17 protein-coding genes are annotated in these 22,375 nt (G+C 67.5%); 5 read left to right on the top strand and 12 right to left on the bottom strand.

The genetic code is table 11. The annotated features are described in order from the left end of the window. Positions 1-9: 9 nt before the first annotated feature. Positions 10-1,110, top strand: coding sequence for an NADH:flavin oxidoreductase/NADH oxidase (locus tag AM586_RS13570; protein WP_047826738.1), 1,101 nt, complete (start codon positions 10-12; stop codon positions 1,108-1,110). A 137-nt stretch (positions 1,111-1,247) separates the two neighbouring features. Here AM586_RS13570 and AM586_RS13575 read toward each other — a convergent pair whose 3' ends face one another. Then, positions 1,248-2,738: an APC family permease gene (locus AM586_RS13575; protein ID WP_047826737.1), complete on the bottom strand. Its 1,491-nt coding sequence runs from the start codon at positions 2,736-2,738 to the stop codon at positions 1,248-1,250. A 135-nt stretch (positions 2,739-2,873) separates the two neighbouring features. Here AM586_RS13575 and AM586_RS13580 point away from each other — a divergent pair, with 135 nt between their 5' ends. Together AM586_RS13580 and AM586_RS13585 are read left to right on the top strand one after the other, a co-directional pair. After that, a complete protein-coding gene (locus AM586_RS13580; protein ID WP_047826736.1) occupies positions 2,874-3,347 on the top strand; it encodes an Rrf2 family transcriptional regulator in 474 nt (157 codons plus the stop codon). A gap of 80 nt (positions 3,348-3,427) precedes the next feature. Further along, positions 3,428-4,600 (top strand): globin domain-containing protein, encoded by a 1,173-nt coding sequence (locus tag AM586_RS13585; RefSeq protein ID WP_047826735.1) that lies wholly within the window; start codon positions 3,428-3,430, stop codon positions 4,598-4,600. Between the two features lie 30 nt (positions 4,601-4,630). Here the strand turns inward: AM586_RS13585 and AM586_RS13590 are convergent, their stop codons facing one another. The 11 genes from AM586_RS13590 to AM586_RS13640 all read right to left on the bottom strand — a co-directional run bounded on the left by AM586_RS13590 (position 4,631) and on the right by AM586_RS13640 (position 21,079). Next, positions 4,631-5,494 carry a head GIN domain-containing protein gene (locus AM586_RS13590; RefSeq protein WP_047826734.1) on the bottom strand — a complete coding sequence of 288 codons (864 nt, stop codon included), beginning with the start codon at positions 5,492-5,494 and terminating at the stop codon, positions 4,631-4,633. A 109-nt stretch (positions 5,495-5,603) separates the two neighbouring features. Next, a complete protein-coding gene (locus AM586_RS13595; protein WP_047826733.1) occupies positions 5,604-6,719 on the bottom strand; it encodes an NADH:flavin oxidoreductase/NADH oxidase in 1,116 nt (371 codons plus the stop codon). A 66-nt stretch (positions 6,720-6,785) separates the two neighbouring features. Continuing rightward, entirely contained in the window at positions 6,786-7,796 is a 1,011-nt protein-coding gene (locus AM586_RS13600) for a succinylglutamate desuccinylase (RefSeq protein ID WP_047826732.1), read from the bottom strand. Positions 7,797-7,800: 4 nt separating this feature from the next. Next, positions 7,801-12,525: an NAD-glutamate dehydrogenase domain-containing protein gene (locus AM586_RS13605; protein ID WP_047826731.1), complete on the bottom strand. Its 4,725-nt coding sequence runs from the start codon at positions 12,523-12,525 to the stop codon at positions 7,801-7,803. A 199-nt stretch (positions 12,526-12,724) separates the two neighbouring features. Beyond that, the gene (gene astB, locus AM586_RS13610; protein WP_047826730.1) at positions 12,725-14,068 is read right to left on the bottom strand and encodes an N-succinylarginine dihydrolase; all 1,344 of its coding nucleotides are present in this window, start codon (positions 14,066-14,068) and stop codon (positions 12,725-12,727) included. Between the two features lie 9 nt (positions 14,069-14,077). Then, positions 14,078-15,547, bottom strand: a complete 1,470-nt coding sequence (gene astD / locus AM586_RS13615; protein ID WP_082439799.1) for a succinylglutamate-semialdehyde dehydrogenase — start codon at positions 15,545-15,547, stop codon at positions 14,078-14,080. After that, on the bottom strand, positions 15,540-16,574 hold the full coding sequence (gene astA, locus AM586_RS13620) for an arginine N-succinyltransferase (protein WP_047826728.1): 1,035 nt from the start codon (positions 16,572-16,574) through the stop codon (positions 15,540-15,542). The genes astD and astA overlap by 8 nt, the downstream gene beginning before the upstream one ends. 13 nt (positions 16,575-16,587) lie before the next feature. Then, positions 16,588-17,643: an arginine N-succinyltransferase gene (locus AM586_RS13625; protein WP_047826727.1), complete on the bottom strand. Its 1,056-nt coding sequence runs from the start codon at positions 17,641-17,643 to the stop codon at positions 16,588-16,590. A gap of 84 nt (positions 17,644-17,727) precedes the next feature. Next, positions 17,728-18,966 (bottom strand): acetylornithine/succinyldiaminopimelate transaminase, encoded by a 1,239-nt coding sequence (locus AM586_RS13630; RefSeq protein ID WP_047826726.1) that lies wholly within the window; start codon positions 18,964-18,966, stop codon positions 17,728-17,730. Positions 18,967-19,195: 229 nt separating this feature from the next. After that, a complete protein-coding gene (locus tag AM586_RS13635; RefSeq protein ID WP_047826725.1) occupies positions 19,196-20,137 on the bottom strand; it encodes a GlxA family transcriptional regulator in 942 nt (313 codons plus the stop codon). Between the two features lie 30 nt (positions 20,138-20,167). Beyond that, positions 20,168-21,079 (bottom strand): DMT family transporter, encoded by a 912-nt coding sequence (locus AM586_RS13640; protein WP_047826808.1) that lies wholly within the window; start codon positions 21,077-21,079, stop codon positions 20,168-20,170. Between the two features lie 142 nt (positions 21,080-21,221). On the opposite strand from AM586_RS13640, the gene AM586_RS13645 reads away from it, so the two are divergent. Next, positions 21,222-21,503, top strand: a complete 282-nt coding sequence (locus AM586_RS13645) for a hypothetical protein (protein WP_047826724.1) — start codon at positions 21,222-21,224, stop codon at positions 21,501-21,503. A gap of 15 nt (positions 21,504-21,518) precedes the next feature. Continuing rightward, positions 21,519-22,352 carry an HDOD domain-containing protein gene (locus tag AM586_RS13650; protein WP_047826723.1) on the top strand — a complete coding sequence of 278 codons (834 nt, stop codon included), beginning with the start codon at positions 21,519-21,521 and terminating at the stop codon, positions 22,350-22,352. Positions 22,353-22,375 lie beyond the last annotated feature (23 nt).

The following is a 22,375-nucleotide window of genomic DNA, read 5'->3' on the forward strand; positions in this document are numbered from 1 at the left end:
AGGAAGCACATGTCAGCCTTATTCTCCCCTTTCACACTCAAGGATCTCACCCTGCGTAACCGCATCGCGGTGCCGCCGATGTGCCAGTACCGCGCCAATGACGGCTTCGTCAACGAATGGCACCAGGTCCACTATGCCGGCATCGCACGCGGCGGCGCCGGCCTGGTGATCGTCGAAGCGACGGCGGTGTCGCCGGAAGGCCGCATCACCCCGGGTTGCACCGGCCTGTGGAACGACGCCCAGGTCGAGGGCATGGCCCATGTCGCGGCGCGTATCAAGGCCGCCGGCGCGGTCGCCGGCATCCAGATCGGCCATGCCGGCCGCAAGGCCAGCGCCAACCGCCCGTGGGAAGGCGACGACCACATCCCGTCCGACGCGCCCTACGGCTGGGACACCATCGCGCCGTCCGCGATCGCGTTCGGCGGCGGCCTGCCGAAGGTGCCGAAGGAAATGAGCATCGACGACATCGCGCGCGTCAAAGCCGATTTCGTGGCGGCGGCCAAGCGTGCACTCGCCGCCGGCTTCGAATGGCTGGAACTGCACTTCGCACACGGCTACCTCGGCCAGAGCTTCTTCTCGCCGCATTCGAACCAGCGCACCGACCAGTACGGCGGCGATTTCACCGGCCGCAGCCGCTTCCTGCTCGAGACCCTGGAAGCCGTGCGCGAAGTCTGGCCGCAGAACCTGCCGCTGACCGCGCGCTTCGGCGTCATCGAGTACGACGGCAAGGACGAGCAGACCCTGGACGAGTCGATCGAACTCGTGCGCATGATGCGCGCGCGCGGCCTGGACATGCTGAGCGTCAGCGTCGGCTTCACCATCGCCGACGTGAACATCCCCTGGGGTCCGGCCTTCCTGGGACCGGTGGCCGAACGCGTGCGCCGCGAAGCCGGCCTGCCGGTGGCCTCGGCCTGGGGCTTCGACGGCCCGCAGCTGGCCGAACGCGCGGTGGCGGACGGCCAGCTGGACCTGGTGATGGTCGGCCGCGCCCACCTGGCCAACCCGCACTACCCGTTGCAGGCCGCGCAGGAACTCGGCGTCGAGCGCCCGACCTGGGTGCTGCCGGCGCCGTATGCGCACTGGCTGGAGCGTTACAGGATGCAGAAATAACCCAGCACGTCGCCCCGCGAACGCGGGGCCCATGCCGAGGTTCAGAAATCCGAATACAAAAAAGCCGCGTACCTTTATAAGTACGCGGCTTTTTGCTTTTCGCCGACTTCACGCGCTTAAGCTAGCGCATCGTTCTATTAGTGCATCAGCTCCGCCTGCCCCGCATCCGCCTTGTTCAGGCGGCTGTTCCGCAAGCCGTAGCCGAAATAGGTCAGGACCGCCACCGTCATCCACACCGCGAACACGGTATAGGTGACCCGCGACAGGCCGAACACGAGATACAGGCAGGCCAGGATCGACAGGCCCGGCACCAGGTAGGGACCGAACGGCACGCGGAATCCCTTGCGCCCCGTCTCGCCCTGCTTGCGGCGGATGACCGGCACCGCGATCGACACCACGATGAAGGCGACCAGGGTACCCATGCTGACCATGTCCCACAGGAAGGTGGCGTCGACCGAGCCCGCCACTGCTCCCACCACCACCGAGACGATCATGGTGTTCGCCACCGGCGACTGGGTGCGTGGGTTGACGGTCTGGAAGGTCTTCGGAATCAGGCCGTCGCGCGAGATCGCGTACAGGATGCGCGTCTGGCCATAGATCGTCACCAGGGTCACCGAGAACACCGAGATCACGGCGCCGGCCGACAGCACCAGCGCCGGCCAGGCCTTGCCGGTGACGTTCTGCAGGATCACGGCCAGGCCGGCCTCCTGACCTTCGAACAGATGGGCCGGCTGGGCGCCCATGGCGGCGATCGCCACCAGCATGTAGAACACGGTCACGATGATCAGGGCCGCCAGGATCCCGAGCGGCACGTCGCGGGTCGGGTTGCGGGTCTCCTCGCCGGCGGTGGCGATGGTGTCGATGCCGATAAAGGAGAAGAACACGGTGCCGGCCGCCGCCGTCACGCCGGCGAGTCCGCCTGCGCTGTGGCCATCCTTGGCGGCGAAGAAGGGGTGGAAGTTGTTGATGTCGAAGCCGGTCAGGGCGATCGCCGCGAAGAACACCAGGATGGCCAGCTTGATGACCACCATGATGGCGTTGGTGGTCGCCGATTCCTTGGTGCCGCGGATCAGCAGGACACAGCACAGCACCACCAGCAGGATCGGCGGCAGGTTGATGTGGCCCGCGTGGAATTCGACCCCGTTCTTGCCCGAGACAATCATCGGCGAACGCAGGGCGTCCGGGATCTGCCAGCCGATCGCGTTCTGCAGGAAGTTGTTCAGGTAGTCGGACCAGCCGATCGCGGTGGCGCTGGCGGCCAGGCCGTATTCCAGCAGCAGGCAGGCGGCCACGATGAAGGCGCCGAACTCGCCGACGGTGGCATACGCAAAGGAATAGGACGAGCCGGACGCCGGCACGCGGTTCGCCAGCTCGGCATAGCACAGCGCGGTCAGGCCGGCGGTAATCGCCGCCAACAGGAACGACAGCACGACCGCCGGGCCGGCCTTCGGCACCGCTTCGACCATGGTGAAGAAAATACCGGTACCGATGGTGGCGCCGACGCCGATCATGGTCAGCGGGAACAGGCCGAGGGTACGGCCGAGGCCTCCACCGTGGGCGGAGCCGTCATCGAGCTTGCGCTCCGACGTCTTGGTTCTAAAGAGCTTTTGGCCCAATGTCTGGTTCACGGCGTTTCCTCTGGTCGCACTTCCAAAGCCTGCGATTATAGGGCAGTTGCGATGCACGGAAAAAATAGTTTCCTTAAATCTGCATTTTTTATGCAGGTTTAGGTAGAATACGCCTGTAACCACGAGATCGAAGCGATGCGCCTCACCCGTTTTTCCGATATTGGCCTGCGTGTGCTCATTTACCTGGAGCGGGCCGGCGAACGTCCGCAGCCGGTGACGGTGGCCGAGATCAGCGCGCAGTTCGATATTCCGCTGAACCACCTGGTGAAGGTGGTCGGGCAACTGGCCAAGCTGGGCTGGATCACGGCGACGCGCGGACGCAACGGCGGCCTGCGCCTGGCGGCCGATCCGGCGCTGCTCACCATCGGCCAGGTGCTGCGCAAGCTGGAAGGCGAAGAAGACGAACTGGTCGATTGCGAGGGCACGGACTGCGCCCTCAAGCTCGACTGCCAGTTGCGCGGCATGCTGCGCGCCGGGATGCGCGCCTTCTACGAGGCGATGGACCGCTACACCCTGTCCATGGCGACCTCGGGCGCGACCGGCGAACAGGTCGTGCGCATGCACCGAATGTTCTGGAGCGGCGCGCAGTCCAGTGTGGAACAGAAGTAAGTACTAGCTTTAGCAAGCCCATCCGGGCATTTTTTTGAACTTTAAATCTGCATATTAAATGCATCAATAAGGAACGAATCATGATTTCCGACGCTTCCCGCCCCTACATCGACGCCAGCGTACCGGTCCTGCGCCAACACGGCCTGGCCATTACCAAGCTGTTCTACGAGAACATGCTGGGCGCGCATCCTGAACTGACCCGCATCTTCAACATGGGCAACCAGGCGAGTGGGGCGCAGCAGCAGTCGCTGGCGTCGGCGGTGTTCGCCTACGCGGCGAACATCGGCAATCCGGGCGCGTTGGGACCGGTGGTCAAGCGCATCGTCCACAAGCACGTCTCGATCGGCATCCGCGCCGAACACTATCCGATCGTCGGCCAGCACCTGCTGGGCGCGATCGCCGCCACCCTCGGCGACGCCGCCACGGTGCCGCTGCTGGACGCCTGGAAGGAAGCGTATAACGCACTGGCCAGACTGCTGATCGAAGCCGAAGCCGAGATGTACAGCACCGCCGGCATCGAGCCGGGCGAGACCCGCCCGATGCGCGTGACCGAGGTGACCCGCGAAAGCGAGAACGTGATGTCCTTCCGTTTCGTGCCGGCGGACGGGAAGCCGCTGCCGGCCTTCCAGTCGGGCCAGTACGTCAGCGTCGCGGTCGACCTGCCGGACGGCCACCACCAGCTGCGCCAGTACAGCCTGTCCGACGCGCCGGGCCTGGACAGCTGGCGCATCTCGGTCAAGCGTGAAGACGGCGTCGCCGAGACCCCGGCCGGCATGGTCTCGAACTGGCTGCACCAGAACGTGCAGGTCGGCTCGACCCTGCAGGTCTCGCATCCGTTCGGCGAGTTCACTCCGGACACCGAAGGCGAGCAGCCGATCGTGCTGCTGTCGGCCGGCGTCGGCATCACCCCGATGATCTCGGCGCTCAAGCGCATCGCCGCGGTGAACCCGCAGCGCCGCGTGATCTTCGCCCATGCCGCGCGCGACGCGACCCACCACCCGCTGCGTGCCGAAGTGGGCGCCCTGAAGGACGCGATGCCGAACCTGTCGGTGGCGACCTTCTACGAAGACGCGCAAGGCCGGATGGAGGTGACCAGGCTGCCGGCCTGGCCGCGCGAGGAAGCGGAAGTCTGGATGTGCGGCCCGCACAAGTTCATGCAGACCCAGTGGCTGGCGCTGCTGCACCTGGGCGTGCCGCCGGCGCGCCTGCACCGCGAGGTGTTCGGGCCGGAGCTGCTGGACCACCTGCTGTAAACGACAAAGCGGCCCGCGGGCCGCTTTTTTTTAATTCAGCACCTGGATGTGGTTGCCGCTCACCGAACGCTGTCCCGGATTGCCGAGCACGCGGATGCCGCCCGAGCCGCCGTTCTGCGCGATCAGCGATTGCCGGACGTTGGCGGTGATACCGCCCGAGCCCGAGGACGAGAGGTCGGCCTGGTCGCTGGACAGCCCGCCCAGGTCGAGGTGGCCGGTGCCGTTCGCGCGCGCCGTCAGCGAACGCACCGCGCCGCCGACGCGCACATGGCCCGAGCCGTTCAGGTTGACGATCGCATAGTCGCCGGCTACCCGCCCGACTTCGAGGCGGCCGGAGCCGCTCATGGCCAGCTTGGCGCTGGCGCTCTGCAGCCGGCCGGCGTCGAGGGTGCCGGAACCGTTGTTGTCGGCTTCCAGGCTGGCCACCTGGCCGGCCACGGACACCGAACCCGAACCGTTGCGGCGCAGGCTCAACGGCGAACCGGCCAGCCCTTCCACCGTGACGCGGCCGGAGCCGTTCTGGCGCAGGTCGGTCAGGCGCGGCACCGTGTAGATCACGTGCACCGGATTGCGGCTGCGGTAGGAGCGCTCGGCATAGATGTTGAGGGTGTCGCCGCGGACGTCGGTGCGGATCAGCGGCAGCAGGTTGCCGTCGGCTTCCACCACCAGCGAGGTGGCCGGGCCGACGCGCACGTCGACCACGAAGGCACCGTCGACGTCCAGGCCGTTCACGGTGCCGACCATGCGCTGGTCGCGCCCGGCGATGCCGTCGCCCTCGACCGCATTGCCGTTGAAGGGAGTCCGGACCTGGTAGTCGCCGTCGGCGCCGGGAGCGACGACGATGGCGCAGCCGCCGAGGGCGGCAAGGCAGGCGATGGCAATCAGGGTACGCATGGGAGGCCTTTCTGTTTGAGATGATTCCACTCTAACAAGAGGGCGCCTGGCCGGCCCGGCCCATGCGACAAACTGCAAAAAACGCGGAACGAACGGTTTTTACAGCGGATCAGCGCTGCCCGAGCCGGGTATCGCCGAACAGGTTCTTGTACTCGTGCGGCTGCGAACGCCAGTACTGCGGCGGCGCGCTCACGCTGGCGCCCAGCTCGGCCGCTGCATGCCATGGCCAGCGCGGGTCGTACAGCATCGCGCGCGCCAGCGCCACCATGTCGGCCTGGCCGGTCTGGACGATGGTCTCGGCCTGCTTGGCCTCGGTAATCAGGCCGACGCCGATGACCGGCATGGCGGTCTGCTGCTTGATGCGGGCCGCGAATTCGATCTGGTAGCCCGGCCCCACCGGGATCTTCTGCAGCGGCGACAGACCGCCGCTGGAGACGTGGATGAACTGGCAGCCGCGCTTTTCCAGCTCGCCGGCCAGGACGATGCTCTGCTCCAGGTCCCAGCCGCCCTCGACCCAGTCGGTGGCCGAGATGCGCATGCCGACCACCATCTCCGGCGACACCGCCGCGCGGATCGCATCGAAGACTTCCAGCGGGAAGCGCATGCGGTTCTCGAGCGAGCCGCCATAGTCGTCGGTGCGCCGGTTGGACAGCGGCGACAGGAACTGGTGCAGCAGATAGCCGTGGGCGCCGTGGATCTCGATCGCATCCAGGCCCAGGGCATCGGCGCGGCGCGCGGCGGCCACAAAGCCGTCCTTCACGCGCTGCAGCCCGGCTGCATCCAGCGCCAGCGGCACCGTTTCTCCTTCCGCATGCGGGACCGCGGACGGCGCGACGGTCTGCCAGCCGCGCTGGTGGTCCGGCGGAATGTTCGCGCCGCCCTGCCACGGCACTTCGCTGGACGCCTTGCGGCCGGCATGGCCGAGCTGGATCGCGATCTTGATGGGGGAATGCCTGCGCATGGCGTTGACGATCGGCTCCAGCGCCGCCGCATGCTCGTCGGACCACAGGCCGAGGTCCTCGGGCGAGATGCGCCCTTCCGGCGTCACCGCGGTCGCTTCGATGATCAGGAGGCCGGCCCCGGACAGCGCCAGGTGGCCCAGGTGGATCATATGCCAGTCGGTCGGCAGGCCTTCCTCGGCCGAGTACTGGCACATCGGCGCAATGGCGATGCGGTTGGCCAGTTCGAGCGGACCCAGCTTGATCGGAGAAAACAACATGCTCATGGAAAAGACTCCCCTTTCGGTCGAAAGGGGTAGTCTAGCGCGCACGATTGGATCGTGCTGGCCGCCTCACGCCGCGCGCACCACCATGATCCCGGCGCGCAGGCCCACACGCACGTCCGGGTTCGGGAACACGACGAATTCCTCGTCATGCTGGACGGTGTAGACGGTGTCGCCGTCGGTGGCGATCGTCTCGCCCTTCTTGAGGGGCGTGAAGTTCTCGGTGTCGCGCCCGAAGCTCATGCTGAAAGCGTCGGACAGCTTGGTGATCGACTGCGCGGTGTCGAACACCAGCGGCATCGTTCCGTCAGGCGCCGGCAAGCCGCGCAGCAGGGCGTGCAGGGCCGCGCTCATCGCCGCAAACTGCGACAGGTCGTTCTGCCCCAGCGTGCCGATGCGGCCCAGTTCCACCGTGCTGGCGGCGGCGCCATGCTGCTCCGCCGTCCAGTACGAATAGGTGCCGGCCGACTTCGGGTTCATGATGACCGCCTCGATGCCGCCCTGCCCCAGCCATTCGATCAGGCGCCCACGCGGCTGCGCGGCGATCAGCTCCGGCACGATCGCGAACTTCGGATAGCGCGAAGCGCGGATCGCCGTGTGCAGGTCGAGGTGCCAGCGCTGCGGGCCGGCGCCGTCGAAGAACGCGCGCGTCGCGTCGATCAGGGCGTCCGCCCTGCCCGCCTCGAAGGCGCCGGCCAGGTCGCCGCGCTCCAGGCGGAACATGCGATTCAGGTCGGCGTCGATAAAGCGCTTGCCGCTTGCGATCGCATCGATGTTCCCGACGCACAACATCAGGTCCACCCTCAGCTCGCGCGGCGCGCGCGACAGCGCATCGACCGCGTGCGCGACCATCTCGATCGGCCCGGTCTCGTCGCCGTGCACGCCTACCGACAGCAGCACGGCCGGGCGTCTCCGCTCCTGATCGGCCTCCGACTGCCCAGCCTTCACGGTCAGCACGCCCCTGGCGGGCAGGCCGACCGTGAAGCCGGCGGCACGGAACAGCGCCGCCACCTGGCCGAAATCGGCCTGGGCCAGGGCCCGTACCGATTCCGGCAGCGCTTCGAAGGAAGCTTTGCCCATCACGTCAAGCCGCCAGGCGTTCCGGGCTCGAGCCTTCCGACAGCGACCAGACGTTCAGCATCGCCTGTTCGAGGTCGGTCGGCTGGGCGAAGCCCGTCAAGCCCATGGCGCTGGTGGTTTCCTGCACCGCGGCCTGCATGTCGCCGGTCTGCTTGGCGCGTTCGAGCACGGTCAACAGCATGCGCTGCTGGGTGCGGCGCAGGGCCTGCATCGCGTAATTGCGCAGCTGTTCCTGCGACTTGCTGGTGGCCGGCAGCTTCAGGCCGCGCTCCAGCGTATCGATGCCGGAGGCTGCACGCAGCACCATGCCGACCTGCAGGAACTCGGCCAGCGACATGCCGCTCGGCCGCTGCACCGACACCGCGGCGAACAGGAAAGCCGCCAGCGATTCGACCGTGTCGACCGCCTTCCAGGCCTGCGCGAAGGACGGCGGCAGGCCGGCGTGGGCATCGGCATCCGACTTGGACGTGTTCAGCTGGAGCAGCTGCTCCGGCTCCGAGAACAGCTGCGACAGCTCGGCCATGCCGCCGGCGCCGGCCTGTTCAAGCGGCAGCGACAGCACGCCTTCGGTCACGGTGCGCAGCATCGTGCGGGTACGGGCGTCGACCGTCTGCGAGACGTCGCGCGGCACCGTCAGGGCATCGGCGTCGAGCGCCTCGAACACCGGCGCCAGGTGCAGGGCCGACCAGGCCTGGCCCCAGGCCTTGACCACTTCGGCGTCGTCGATGCGGTGTTCCAGGGCGAGGTCGCGCAGCATCAGCGGACCGCAGCGGTTGACCGACTCGTTGGCCAGCATGGTCGCCAGGATGGTGTTGGCCAGCGGATGCGCCAGCGGATCGCGGGTGGCGACCAGTTGCTGCGGGAAGTAAGGACGCAGCACGGTCTCGGCCCACGGCAGTTCCGTCAGCGGCAGGGCCGCCAGGATGCGCTTGAAGCGGTTCTTGACGGCGGCGATGACGACAGCGAGCTCCGGCGTGGTCAGGCCCTGGCCGAGCGCCTTGCGGCGCGCCAGTTCGGAATCAAGCGGCAGCTGTTCGAGCTCGCGCGAGATGGCGCCCTCAAGCTCCAGGCTTGCGATCAGGGCGGCGTAGCCGTCCACCACCGCGCTGTTCGACTGGGCCTGGGCTTCGCGCACCAGCAGGTGGGTCTGCAGGGTGTTGTTGCGCAGGACCAGATGCTCGATGTCGCCGGTCATCGCGGTCAGCAGATGGTTACGGTCGGCTTCGGGCAGCTGGCCGGCGTTGACTTCGGTGTCCAGCCAGACCTTGACGTTGACTTCGTGGTCGGAGCAGTCGACGCCGGCCGAGTTGTCGATCGCATCGGTGAAGATGCGGCCGCCGGCCAGTGCGAACTCGATGCGGCCGGCCTGGGTCGCGCCCAGGTTGCCGCCTTCGGTCACGACCTTGCAGCGCAGTTCGCTGCCATTGACGCGGATATTGTCGTTGGCGCGGTCCTTCACCTGGGCGTGGGTCTCGGTCGAGGCCTTGATGTAGGTGCCGATGCCGCCGTTGTAGAACAGGTCGACCGGCGCCAGCAGGATGCGGTGCATCAGCTCTTCCGGCGTGAGCGAGGTCTCGGCGATGTCGAGCGCGGCGCGCACCTGCGGGGTGAGTTCGATGTGGCGGGCGCTCCTCGGGAACACGCCGCCGCCTTCCGAGATCAGCTTCTTGTCGTAGTCTTCCCACGAGGAGCGCGGCAGGGCGAACATGCGCTGGCGCTCCGTGAACGAGACCGCGACGTCCGGATTCGGATCGAGGAAGATGTGGCGGTGGTCGAAGGCGGCCAGCACCTTCAGCTGGCGCGACAGCAGCACGCCGTTGCCGAACACGTCGCCCGACATGTCGCCCACGCCGACCATGGTGATCGGGGTGGTGTTCATGTCATGGCCCATCTCGTAGAAGTGGCGCTTGACGGCTTCGAAGGCGCCCTTCGCGGTGATGCCCATCTTCTTGTGGTCGTAGCCGTTCGAGCCGCCCGAGGCGAAGGCGTCGCCCAGCCAGAAGCCGCGCGAGACGGCGATGCTGTTGGCGATGTCGGAGAAGGTCGCGGTGCCCTTGTCGGCGGCGACCACCAGGTAGGGGTCGTCCTGGTCGTAGCGGACCGTATCCGCCGGCGCGACGATCTCGCCGCGCACGCGGTTGTCGGTCAGTTCCAGCAGGCTGGCGATGAACAGGCGGTAGACTGCTTCGCCCTCGGCCGCCACGACTTCACGCGCCGCGTCCTTCGGCATCTGCTTGCAGACGAAGCCGCCCTTCGAGCCGGTCGGTACGATCACGGCGTTCTTGGCGATCTGCGCCTTCACCAGGCCCAGCACTTCGGTGCGGTAGTCTTCCATGCGGTCCGACCAGCGCAGGCCGCCGCGGGCGACCGGGCCGCCGCGCAGGTGCACGCCTTCGAAGCGGCGCGAGAACACGTAGATCTCGCGGAACGGACGCGGTTCCGGCACCAGCGCCAGGCTGCTGGTGTCGAACTTGAAGATGACTTTATCGCCGCGGTTTTGCTCATCCCCCTGGAAGTAGTTGGTGCGCACGGTCGCCATCACCAGGTCGACCAGGGCCGCCAGGATTTCCTCGGTGTCGGCGTGGTTGACCTGGGCCAGGCCGGTCTTCAGCGCGGCCAGCTTGGCGTTGCCGGAGGCGCGCTCGTCCTCGCCCAGCGCCGGATCGAAGCGCAGCTTGAAGCCTTCCACCAGTTCGCGCACCAGGGCGGCGCGGTCGCGCAGGGTCTCGGCCATGTAGCGGGTGGTGAACTTGCTGCCGGCCTGGCGCCAGTAGCTGATGTAGGCGCGCACCAGCTGCACTTCACGGGTGGACAGGCCGCCTTCGATGGTCAGGCCGTTCAGGCGGCCGTCTTCTGCTTCATCGTTGAACAGGGCGGCGAACAGTTCTTCCGCCACCTCGGAGATGCCCGGCCTGGCCAGCTTGGCCGCGGACTCCTGGTCGACGATCAGGCTGGTCACGAAGTGGCGCGCGCCGTCCTTGGTGGTGATCGCGAAGGCCTGCTCGCGGTCGATCGCCACGCCGGCGTTCTGCAGGGCCGGCAGGATGCGCGACAGCGAAGGCACGCTGCCGGTCGAGTACAGCCGGATCGAAGCGCCGGTTGCGGCATCGTTCTCGATGCGCACCGAGACGTGGTTCGGCTTGCCGTTGTTCAGCAGCGCGCACAGGTCGCGGAAGGCGACTTCCGGATCGGTCGCGGCGACGTAGTTGACCGGCAGGGTCGGCATGAGCTTACGCAGCGCGTTGCGGGTCGGGACGTCGGCGATGTCCTCGGTCAGCACGGTGTAGCGGTCATGCCAGCCGTCCAGCACGGACAGCAGCGGCTTCTGGATGTCGGTTTCCAGGTCGAGCGGATAGCGCGCGGCCTGGGCGATCAGGTAGACGCGGGCCAGCGGGCCATCGGCCACCAGGGTCTGGGTACGCACGTCGACCGCGCCCGAGCTGTCCTTCAGGGCCTGGGCCAGCGAGGCCACCACGGCGGCGCTGTAGCGCTCGCGCGGCAGGTAGACCAGTACGTTCAGGTGGCGGTTGTAGACGTCGCGGCGGGCGAAGACTTTCGCGCGCGGCTGCTTGTACAGCGAGACCACGGCGCTGCAGACCTGGGCCAGCCATTCCGGATCGGCTTCCAGCGCTTCGGTGCGCGGCAGCGACTCCAGGATTTCCAGGAATTTCTCGGCACGGAAGCCTTCCTGGCGCACGCCGGCGATGCCGAGCACCTTGGCCACGCGGCCGCGTGCGAACGGCAGGCGCGCCAGCGGGGTCGAGGTGGCGGCGCGGGTGAACAGGCCGATGAAGCAGTGCTCGCCGATGGTGTTGCCCTGGGCGTCGGTGGCGCGTACGCCGATGAAGTCGAGCGGCTGGTCGCGGTGCAGGGTGCCGGCCACGTCGGCCTTCACGATCGACAGGGTCTCTTCGCGCTTGGAGAGGATCTCGAAGTCGCCCGGGATGTTCTGGATGCTGGTCGCGTAGACCGGGTGCGAGGTGTCCTGCAGCACGCCGATGCGGCTCGGGATATCGCGTTCGAGTTCGCGCACGCCCGGCTTCACGAAGTAGTAGGCATAGCCGAAGGGCTCGAAGCCTTCGTTCTTCGCCCATTCGAGGAAGGCGGCGACTTCCTGGCCGCCCGGGGTGCCCTGGGCGGCGGCGTCGGCGGCGACCGCGCTCATGCGGTCACCCATGGCGACGGCGTCGCGGTGCACGACGGCGGCGTCGCGCGCCACCATCTGCAGGCGCTCGACCAGCGCGTTCAGTTCGTCCTGCGGCAGGTCCTCGCCGAGCAGGCACAACACATACGATTCCAGCGGCGCACCGGCTGCGCCCACGTCGACCACGGCGCCATTCTCGTCACGCTGTACCGGCAGCACGGCGTTCATCACGCCCGAGGCGACCACGCGCTGGCGGCGCAGCGCCATCACGAAGGAGTCGACCAGGTAGGACATGTCTTCGTTCAGGATCAGGAGAGCTGTCGACATGCCGCAGCGCCCGTCGGTGTAACGCATCTGGGCGATCTGGCAGCCCGGTCCGGTGCGTTGCGCGACCTGGGCGAAACCGTCCTGCAGGATCGCCGCCAGGCTGTCCGGCGACACCCCCGCCAGGTCCTCGTCGTCGAGGGAGGCGAGCCAGGCGCCGATCAGCGCGTTCACTTGGCCCTTGCCCTGCTCGGCAGGCTTGTTTTCGTTCACCAGGGCCAGCGTACGGGTACGCAGGTCTTGCGGCATGTCTTTATTCATTTGCTTCTCCAAAGCTGAGTGTTGTGCCAGGTCCGCAGCGGCTTGTGGCCACGCGCTCGCCGGCTTTTATACGGACGGGGTTGTCCCATCCAGATTCTTGCTTCCTTATCCCGAAAGCTGATTCGCTATTAGAACACGCCAGATTCTTGATACGACAGGTGTTCAGTATCCAAGCGGCAACAGTCGGAGCGTTTTCATATCAGGTCAGGTCATACAGTCCGGGCAGGCCGAGGATGCGCTCCAGCGCTTCCAGCGCGGCGGCGCATTCGAGCGCCAGCTGCGGGTCGGCCAGGTCCTTCGGCTCGACGCGGTCGCGGTAGTGGCGCTCGACCCAGGGCACCAGTTTCGCGTACAGCTCTTCGGTCATGATCACGCCCTGGTGCATGGCGGAAGCCTCGATGTCGGTCAGCGCCACGCGCAGGCGCAGGCATGCCGGGCCGCCGCCATTGCGCATGCTCTGGCGCAGGTCGAATTCGATCAGCTCGTCGATCGGGCCACCGGAGCCCACCAGCGCCTCCAGGTAGCGCGACACCGCGGCGTTCTCGCGGCATTCGTGCGGCACCACCAGCGCCATGCCGCCGTCCGGTTTCGACAGGAGCTGGCTGTTGAACAGGTAGCTGGCCACCGCATCGGCGACCGGCACCATGCCGGTATCGACGCGCACCGCCTGCAGACCCGCGCCGACGCCGGCCAGCGCACGCTGCAGCGCGTCCAGGGTGGCCGCCTCGTTGGCGAAGGCCTGCTCGTGGTAGAACAGCACGTTGCCGTTGCCGACCGCGATCACGTCGTTGTGGAACACGCCCTGGTCGATCACGTCCGGATTCTGCGAAGCGAACACGGTGCGCGCGCCGTCCAGGCCGTGCAGGCGCGCGATCGCCTGCGAGGCTTCGAGCGTCTGGCGCGCCGGGTATTTCTTCGGGCTTTGCGCGGACGGATCGAACTCGACGCGGCCGTAGACGAAGAATTCGATCCCTTGCGCGCCGTGGCTGCTGGCGAAGCGCGTGTGGTTGGCCGCGCCTTCGTCGCCGAAGGCCGGGGTCGAGGGCAGCGGATCGTGCACCACGAAATGGTCCGGGTTGGCGAACAGCGCGCGCAGGGTGCGGGTCGACTGGATGTGCTCCTCGGCGCGGTGCAGCTTGTTGTTCAGGTTGGCGGCGGTGAAGTGCACGCGGCCGTCCGCGGTGTCGGCCGAGGGGCTGACGGTGGCGGCGTTCGCGGTCCACATCGGCGACGCCGACCAGGCGCAGGCCAGGATCACCGGCGCTTCCCGATAGGCCTGGGCCAGCACGTCGCCGTCGGTGCCGGAAAAGCCGAGGCGGCGCAGCAGGCGGAAGTTCGGGCGCGCCTGCGGCGGCAGCACGGCCTGCGCGAAGCCGCGCGCTGCCAGCTCGCGCATCTTGGCCAGGCCCTGCAGGGCCGCCTGGCGCGGGTTCGACGCGCTCTTCACATTGTTGAAAGAGGCGACGTTGCCGAACGAGAGGCCGGCATAGTTGTGCGACGGGCCTACCAGGCCGTCGAAGTTGAATTCACGGGCGTTATGCATGGTGGTCGCTTAAAAACTCAGGCCGGGGGACAGTTTGGCCGGCATCTCCAGCTCGGCCGTTTCGATCGAGGCGACCGGGTAGGCGCAGTAGTCGGCCGCGTAGTAGGCGCTCGGGCGATGGTTGCCCGACTTGCCCACGCCGCCGAACGGCGCCGAGCTGGCCGCGCCGGTGGTCGGGCGGTTCCAGTTGACCACCCCGGCCCGGGCCTTGATCGCGAAGCGCTTCCACAGCTCTTCGGACGGCGACAGCAGGGCCGCCGCCAGGCCGAACTCGGTGGCGTTCGCGACCTTGATGGCGGTGTCGAAGTCGGGCACGCGGATGATCTGCAACAGGGGGCCGAACCACTCCTCGTCCGGGATGCCCTGGACGCCGGTGACGTCGACGATGCCGGCGGTGACGAAGCCGGCATTCGGGTCCGGCTGGCGCATGCGCAGCAGCACCTTGCCGCCCTTCTCTTCCATCATCTCCTGGGCCTGCACCAGGCGCCTGGCGACCGGCGCCGAGACGACCGGGCCCATGAAGGGTTGCGGCTCGGCGTTCGAAGGGCCGACCACCAGCTTGCCCGCCACGTCGACCAGGCGCTCGATGAAGGCCTGGCCTTCCGGGGTATCGTGCACGATCAGGCGGCGCGCGCAGGTGCAGCGCTGGCCGGCCGAGATGAAGGCCGACATCACGGCGTGGTGGACCGCCGGATCGATGTCCTTCACGTCCCACACCACCAGCGGGTTGTTGCCGCCCATTTCCAGCGCCAGCATCTTGCCCGGCATGCCGCCGAACTGCTTGTGCAGGGCGGCGCCAGTCTGGCTGCTGCCGGTGAACAGGATGCCGTCGACGTCCGGGTTGGCGCCCAGCGCCACGCCGGTTTCGCGGCCACCGTTGACCAGGTTCAGCACGCCCTTCGGCAGGCCGGCCTGCTCCCACAACTGGACCGTGCGCAGCGCCGTGCGCGGCGCGAACTCGCTGGGCTTGAAGACCAGGGTGTTCCCGGCGATCAGGGCCGGCACGATGTGGCCGTTCGGCAGGTGGCCGGGGAAGTTGTAAGGGCCGAACACGGCGAACACGCCATGCGGACGGTGGCGCAGCACGGCGTTGCCGTCGGCGACTTTCGCGCTGGTCTCGCCGGTGCGTGCGCCGTGCGACTGTACCGAGATGTCGACCTTGTTGGCCATGGTCGTGACTTCGGTGCGGGCTTCCCACAGGGGCTTGCCGACTTCCTCGGCGATGATCGCGGCCAGTTCCTCCGTATGTTCCTTCAACAGGTCGCGGAAGCGCTGGCAGATGGCGATGCGCTGCTCGAGCGGCGCCAGGGCCCAGTCTTCGAATGCATCGCGCGCCGCCTGCACCGCGTGCGCCACGTCGTCCGCCGTGGATTCCTTGCTGGCCCAGGTCTGGCGGCCGGTGGACGGGTCGATCGTGACCAGTTCCTGGCCGCTGCCGGCGAGCCATTCGCCGTTGATGTAGTTCGACAGATTAGACATGCGAATTTTTCCTTACATTGAGTGACAGCGTGCGCACCGGGTCGCCCGCCTGGCAATGCAGCAGTTGCAGTTCGCGGACCGACAGCGCCACCTTGGCGCCCCCGTTACAAGCCTGCGTGAGAATCATGCGGAAGTCGTCGAGCCGGGTGTTCGAGACCAGCGTGGTGTCGCACTCGCCTTCCGGCACGCCTTCCTCGGCCACGGTCAGCACGCTGTCGCGCACGGCGCGCAGTTCGGACACGCGGCCCTGCAGCACCGGGCCGGCGTCGAAGATGTCGACGTAGCCTTCGTAATGCATGCCTTCCTGCTCGAGCAGCTTGCGGGCCGGGAGCGTGGAGCGGTGCACTTGGCCGATCACGGCCTGGGCGTCTTCCGGCAGGTAAGCCACATACAGCGGCTGGCGCGGCATCAGCTCGGCGATGAAGGATTTCTTGCCGATCGCGGTCAGGCCGTCGACGTGGTCGAAATCCATCTTGAAGAAGTGGCGGCCCAGGCCCTCGTAGAACGGCGAGGTGCCGTCCTCGGCCTGGTAGCCGCGCATCTCGGCGATGATCTTTTCGGTGAACAGCTGCTGGAACTGGGCGATGAACAGGAAGCGGCTCTTCGACAGCCATTTGCCGTTGGGGCCGGTGCGGTATTCCGGCATCAGGAACAGCGAGCACAGTTCGCTCGAACCGGTCAGGTCGTTCGACAGGTACAGGGTGTCCATGCGCGTGAACACGCCCAGCTCGCGGCTGGAGTGGACCAGGGTGCCGATCCGGTAGTTGTAGAAGGGCTCGGTCAGGCCGACCGCCGCCTTGATGGCGCAGACGCCGGCCAGGCGGTGGTTCGCGGTGTCCTCCATCACGAACATGTAGTCGCGCTCTTCCGGCGGGATGGCCTGGGCGAAGGAGGCGACCGCGGTGTTCACGCGTTCGCCGAGCATGGCGCGGTCGGGCTTCAGCGTGGTCATGCCGCTGCCGACCTGGCGCGCCATCTCGATCAGCGGATCGATGTCGTCCAGGGTGATTGCGCGAATCAAGAGCATGGGTCGGTTTCCTTTAAATGCGCACGCAGATGACGTTGTCGCCCGGGGCGACGCCGAGCGCTCCCTGGGCCCAGGCGGGCAGGCACAGGGCCTCGCTGCTTTCGGCCGGGGCGCAGGACACGACGATCGCACGGAACTTGCGCTCGCTGCTGGCCACCGCGTAGCTGACCATGGCGTCCGGCGCGCCGGATGGCTGGTCCTGGGTCGCCACCTTGCGCACCATCGAGCCGCGGAAGCAGCGCAGCGCGTTCTTGTGCGCCTGCAGGATCGGGCCGCCGTCGAAGATGTCGATGTACTCGTCGGCCTCGAAGCCTTCCTCGGTCAACAGGTCGAACGCCAGCTGGCCGCTCGGGTGGATCTGGCCCATCGCGGCCTGCGCCGGTCCGGGCAGCAGCGGCACATACACCGGGTAGTGCGGCATCAGCTCGACGATCAGGGTGCGGTTGCGGGCGCCGCCGATGGTGCGTTCGGCGTCCAGGAAGTCCATCTTGAAGAACTTGCGGCCCAGCGCATCCCAGAACGGCGACTGGCCGTCGTCGTCGGTGACGCCGGCCAGCGGCACGAAGAAGCGGTCGCCGAAACGATGCGGCGCCAGCACCGAATACAGCAGGCGCGCACGCGACAGCAGGGCCGCTTCATGGCCGCCCCTGTCGTCGGCCTTGCTGCGGTGGCGGACGCTCTGGCTGATGAAGAAGCCGGACAGCTGCGAATACGCGGTCAGCTCCGAGCACAGGGTCAGCGCATGCACGCTGTGGCTGATGTTCAGGTCGCGCGAGACCTGCTGGATCACGTCGTTGCGGAACGCGAAATAGGTGCCGTTCGAGCCGGCCGAAGCGTGGATCGCCGCGGTGCCGACCAGTTCATGGTGCTCGATATCCTCCAGCACGAACAGGTAGGTTTCCTCGCTGGGGATGTCGACGTGGGCCGTGAACGAAGCGCATGAGCGCTCGACCAGGGCGGCGATCTTCTCGCGCGTGCGCGGCAGGGTATGCACTCCCGGCATGGAGGCGGCCAGCAGCGTCTCGAGGGCGCCGACATCCGCGGGCTCTACCGGACGGACAACATACATGGGAACTCCCGATCAAGAGTCAGCGTACAGGACAGGGCCGGCGGCCGGCGGAGGTGCATCCCGCCGGCCGCCGAAAGGCATCGATCAGCCGGCGACGAAGGCCTCGGCGGCGTCGCGCATGATGCGGTCGGCTTCGATCAGCTGGGCGTCGGTGACGACCAGCGCCGGCGCCAGGCGCACCACGTCGGGGCCGGCGATCAGCAGCATCAGGCCCAGCTTCTCGGCGGCCTTGGTGTAGTCCTTGGCGCGGCCCTTGAAGCCTTCGGCCATCGGCAGGCCGATCAGCAGGCCCTTGCCGCGCGGTTTGCCGAACAGCTGCGGGAAGTCGCCCGAGAGTTTTTCGAGCTGGGCGAACAGCATGGCGCTGGCTTCGTTCACGCGCGCCAGGAAGGACGGCTGGTTGATCTGATCGAGCACGTTCAGGGCGACGGTCGCGGCCAGCGGGTTGCCGCCGTAGGTGGTGCCGTGCGAGCCGACGTTGAAGTGCTGGGCGATCTCCTCGGTGGTCAGCATCGCGCCGATCGGGTAGCCGTTGCCCAGGGCCTTGGCCGAGGTCAGGATGTCCGGGGTCACGCCGACGTTCATGTAGTCGTACAGGGTGCCGGTGCGGCCCACGCCCGACTGCACTTCGTCGAACACCAGCAGGGCGCCGGTCTGGTCGCACAGTTCGCGCAGGGCTTTCAGGTACGCGATGTCGCCCGGGATCACGCCGCCCTCGCCCTGGATCGGTTCGACGATCACGGCGGCGACGTCATCGGTGATCGCGGCGCGCGCCGACTCGATGTCGTTGTAGACGATGTGGTTGATTTCCTGCGGCAGCGGCTCGAAGCCTTCGGTGTACTTCGGCTGGCCGCCGACCGAGACGGTGAACAGGGTGCGGCCGTGGAAGGACGACAGGCAGGACACGATGCGCGACTTGTGCGGGCCGAACTTGGTGTGCGCGTACTTGCGCGCCAGCTTCAGGGCCGCTTCGTTGGCTTCGGCGCCCGAGTTGCAGAAGAAGGCGCGGTCGGCGAAGGTCGCTTCGGTCAGGGCGCTGCCCAGGCGCAGGACCGGCTCGTTGGTGTAGCCGTTACCGAGGTGCCACAGGGTGTTGATCTGGCGCGTGACGGCGTCGACCAGCACCGGGTTGCAGTGACCGAGGCTCGAGACGGCGATGCCGGAGGTGAAGTCGAGGTAATGCTTGCCTTCCTGGTCCCACACGTCCAGGCCGGAAGCGCGCACCGGGACCATCGCGGCCGGGGCGTAGGTCGGGACGAGGACCTCGTCGAAAGTCTGGCGTGTGACAGGCCGCGTGGTGACCGATTCGAGCTTAGCATTCATGACGTTCTTCCTCATCCAAATAAAGGGTCGCGCGAACTCCAGCAGCCGCGCCGAGCGACCCATTATAGAAAGCCCACCCTTGCAGTTCTTTTCAAACTGCGACAGGCATTTTCATTTTTGGACGAGCAACATTTGCGCAACCCCAAACCGGGGTCAGACTCCGCATTTTGGCAATGTCATTTTGGCAATTTCCAAAAACGGGAGTCTGACCCCGGTTTGAGCGAAGTCATTACTCGGCGAGCTTGCGCTGGCGCTCTTCACGCGGGGTCTTGCCGAACAGGGCGCCGAAGGCGGTGGAGAAGTGGGAGCCGGACGAGAAACCGCACATCAGGCCGACCTGCACGATCGAGTGGTTGGTGTCGCGCAGCAGCTGGCGGGCGCGCTTCAGGCGCAGTTCGAGGTAGTAGCGCGACGGCAGGCTGCCCAGGTATTGCTTGAACAGGCGCTCCAGCTGGCGCCGCGAAACGCCGGCCAGCTGGGCGATCTCGTCGGTCGAGAGCGGTTCCTCGATGTTCGCTTCCATCAGGGTCACGGCCTCGGTCAGCTTGGGCTGCAGCACGCCGAAGCGGGCCTGCAGCGCGACCCGCTGGCGCTCTTCCTGGCCGCGCACGCGGTCCACGCACAGCACTTCCTTGACCTGGGCCTGCACGGTGGCGCCGAACAGCATGTCGACCAGGTTCAGGGCGAAGTCGATGCTCGCGCCGCCGCCGCAGCAGCTCAGGCGCGGGCCGTCGATCTCGAACAGGTGGGGGCTGAGCAGCGCCTGCTCGGCGATGGCGTCGGCATCCGGGTACAGCGACCAGGGCAGCGCGGTGCGCACGCCGTTGAAGGCGCCCGTCTCGGCCAGCCACAGCACGCCGGCGCCCACCCCGCCCCAGCAGGCGGCGGCGCGGCAGCGCTGGGCCAGCAGGCGCATGTTGGCCGGGCGCAGGCCGGCTTCGGCTTCGTCGGCGACCAGCAGCACCAGATGCCAGTGGCGCTGGCTGTCGCCGGCAAACTTGTCCGGGCTGCGCACGTCGACGATCAGGCGCTGCGGCCCTACCATCTTGGCCGCCAGGCGCAGCGGCTGCACGATCCCGGACCAGGTCAGCGAATCCGGCTCGCCGGCATTCACGAGCAGGACACGCAGCGGCGCTTCCCTGGCCAGGTGGGACAGGTCAGCGTGCGACATCAAAAAGGGGCGGGAGGTGGATCAGGGTCATCACTCGGGGGCGAGCGCGGCGGCCGGCCGGCTCTCGGCATTCCATTGGCTGACAATCATACCGGAGATCAACAGGGCCGCGCCCAGCCAGCCGCGGGCCGTCATCGCCTCTCCCAGCCAGAAATAGCCGAAGAAGGCCGCCGCGCCCGGCTCGAAGGCATAGATCACGGCCGCCTCGTTGGCGCTGGTGCGCGACTGGCCCCAGGTCTGCAGCGAGATGATGGCGGCGGTGCAGACCGCGCCCAGGTAGGCGAAATTCGGCCAGTAGGCAAGCAGGTTGCCGCCGATGTAGCGCCAGTAGTTGTTGGCGTCTTCCAGCACGCCGACGCCGCGCGGGACCTCGCGCAACAGCAGCCACAGCGCGGCGCATACAGCCACGGTGCCGATCTGGGCCGCCGTCACGCTGAGCAGGCGCCTGGCGGTGCGGGTGCGGATTTCCATGATCTTGACGTAGGCGCCAAAGCAGAAAGCGCCCAGCAGCGCCAGCGTGTCGCCGGTTCCCCAGGCGCCGCCGTCCCAGCACAGCGCCGCCAGGCCGGCCAGCGCCAGCACCAGGGCGAACACAATGCGGCGCTCCGGCAGGCGTCCGCCGAGGATGCCCAGCAGCGGCACCACCAGGACGTTCAGGCCGGTAATGAAGGCGTTGCGGTTCGAGCTGGTCAGGGCCAGGCCTTCGACCTGGAACAGGTAGCAGAAGAACAGGACCAGGCCCAGCAGCACGCCGGAAGCCAGGTCGTCGCGATGGGCGCGCCACAGGAAGGGAGACAGGATCAGCACCGCCAGTGCGAAACGCGTGAAAATGATCCACACCGGCGAGAAGGTCACGGTGAGGTCTTTCATGGCCGGGAAGGTCGTGCCCCACACGAGGACGACGAGGATGAGGGCGGCGATACCGCGCAGCTGCTGGGTCATGACGCTATGGTAACCGTCCCGGCCGTAAAATGCGAATGCCCGGGCGCCGCGCCGCAGGGCGCGCGGCCCGCTATAATCGCCCCACTGGAGGAACGCCATCCGACGCGTTTCCGCCAGCGCTCAAGGAAAGGAAACCCCACTCGTGAAAACCGCCCTGCTCGAAGGTAAGAAACCCGCCCATTTCGACAAGCACATCATCGGCAACATCCTGCTCGACGTCGCGCCGCCCGACGAAGTGCTCAAGGAAAAGATGCTGATCGGTGTGCGCAACGAGGCCGGCGAGATCTATCGCCTGATCGGCGCCACCAAGGTCAACAGCTTCATGAACGCGGTCGAGGAACTGATCGACCTCGGCCTGGCCGATGAGCTGCAGGACACGGAAGAGCCGAAAGACGGCTTCGACGCCATTTTCAGCGAGCCGTGACGCCCGCCTCCCGCCATGGATAGACTCGACGCCCTCAAGAGCATCGCCGCGCAGGCCGGGCGCGGTGAACTGGCCTTCCCGACCCACGTCAACGCCACGCTCAAGCTGCAGCGCGCGCTGGGCGATCCCGACTGCCATGTCGAGGAAGCCGCGCGCCTGGTGCAGGCCGAACCGCTGCTGGCCGCGCGCACCGTCGCCATCGCCAACTCGGCCGCCTACAACCGGGCCGGCAATGACGTCACCAACGTCCGCGCCGCGGTGCAGCGGGTCGGCTTCCGCACCCTGGGCGCATTGACCGCCGCCGTCATCGTGCGCCAGCTGGCGAGCGGCGTCACCGACCCGCTGCTGCGCGCCAAGGCCGACCAGCTGTGGCAGCACTCGGCCAACGTCGCCGCACTGGCGCTGGTGATCGCGCGCCGGGTGTCCTTCGTCGATCCGGACACGGCGATGTTCGCCGGCATCGTGCATGAAGTCGGCGGCTTCTATCTGCTGTCGAGAGCAAGCGAGTTCCCCGGCCTGCTGGACGGCGGCGCCGACGAATGGATCGAACATGGACAGGTCGAGATCGGCCGCGGCGTGCTGCACAAGCTGGGCGTGCCGGCGCCGGTCATGGATGCGATCGAGGCCCTGTGGAACGGCATGCGCGCCCTGCCGCCGGAAACCCTGGGCGACACCCTGATGCTGGCCAAGGACCTGGCGCCAGTCCCCTCTCCCCTGCTCGAGCGCCCGGGCTTCAGCCCGACACAGGCCAGCGCCACCATCGACTTCGCGGTCGGCGACGGCACGCTGGCGCTGGTGCTGCAGGAATCGGAAGAGGAAGTGCGCAGCCTCGTCACCGCGCTGGACTAACCGAGCGTTTCACAAAACCCTCA

Origin of the sequence: Massilia sp. WG5 (assembly GCF_001412595.2) — a bacterium.
Lineage (GTDB): Bacteria > Pseudomonadota > Gammaproteobacteria > Burkholderiales > Burkholderiaceae_D > Telluria.

Excerpts from the sequence above, each read along its gene's own strand:
- AM586_RS13640 (WP_047826808.1), bottom strand. The coding sequence starts at position 21,079 with ATGACCCAGCAGCTGCGCGGTATCGCCGCCCTCATCCTCGTCGTCCTC.
- AM586_RS13600 (WP_047826732.1), bottom strand. The coding sequence starts at position 7,796 with ATGGGCAAAGCTTCCTTCGAAGCGCTGCCGGAATCGGTACGGGCCCTG.
- AM586_RS13590 (WP_047826734.1), bottom strand. The coding sequence starts at position 5,494 with ATGCGTACCCTGATTGCCATCGCCTGCCTTGCCGCCCTCGGCGGCTGC.
- AM586_RS13650 (WP_047826723.1), top strand. The coding sequence starts at position 21,519 with ATGGATAGACTCGACGCCCTCAAGAGCATCGCCGCGCAGGCCGGGCGC.
- AM586_RS13585 (WP_047826735.1), top strand. The coding sequence starts at position 3,428 with ATGATTTCCGACGCTTCCCGCCCCTACATCGACGCCAGCGTACCGGTC.
- AM586_RS13570 (WP_047826738.1), top strand. The coding sequence starts at position 10 with ATGTCAGCCTTATTCTCCCCTTTCACACTCAAGGATCTCACCCTGCGT.
- astA (WP_047826728.1), bottom strand. The coding sequence starts at position 16,574 with ATGCTCTTGATTCGCGCAATCACCCTGGACGACATCGATCCGCTGATC.
- AM586_RS13635 (WP_047826725.1), bottom strand. The coding sequence starts at position 20,137 with ATGTCGCACGCTGACCTGTCCCACCTGGCCAGGGAAGCGCCGCTGCGT.
- AM586_RS13605 (WP_047826731.1), bottom strand. The coding sequence starts at position 12,525 with ATGAATAAAGACATGCCGCAAGACCTGCGTACCCGTACGCTGGCCCTG.
- astD (WP_082439799.1), bottom strand. The coding sequence starts at position 15,547 with ATGTCTAATCTGTCGAACTACATCAACGGCGAATGGCTCGCCGGCAGC.
- astB (WP_047826730.1), bottom strand. The coding sequence starts at position 14,068 with ATGCATAACGCCCGTGAATTCAACTTCGACGGCCTGGTAGGCCCGTCG.
- AM586_RS13625 (WP_047826727.1), bottom strand. The coding sequence starts at position 17,643 with ATGTATGTTGTCCGTCCGGTAGAGCCCGCGGATGTCGGCGCCCTCGAG.
- AM586_RS13630 (WP_047826726.1), bottom strand. The coding sequence starts at position 18,966 with ATGAATGCTAAGCTCGAATCGGTCACCACGCGGCCTGTCACACGCCAG.
- AM586_RS13595 (WP_047826733.1), bottom strand. The coding sequence starts at position 6,719 with ATGAGCATGTTGTTTTCTCCGATCAAGCTGGGTCCGCTCGAACTGGCC.
- AM586_RS13580 (WP_047826736.1), top strand. The coding sequence starts at position 2,874 with ATGCGCCTCACCCGTTTTTCCGATATTGGCCTGCGTGTGCTCATTTAC.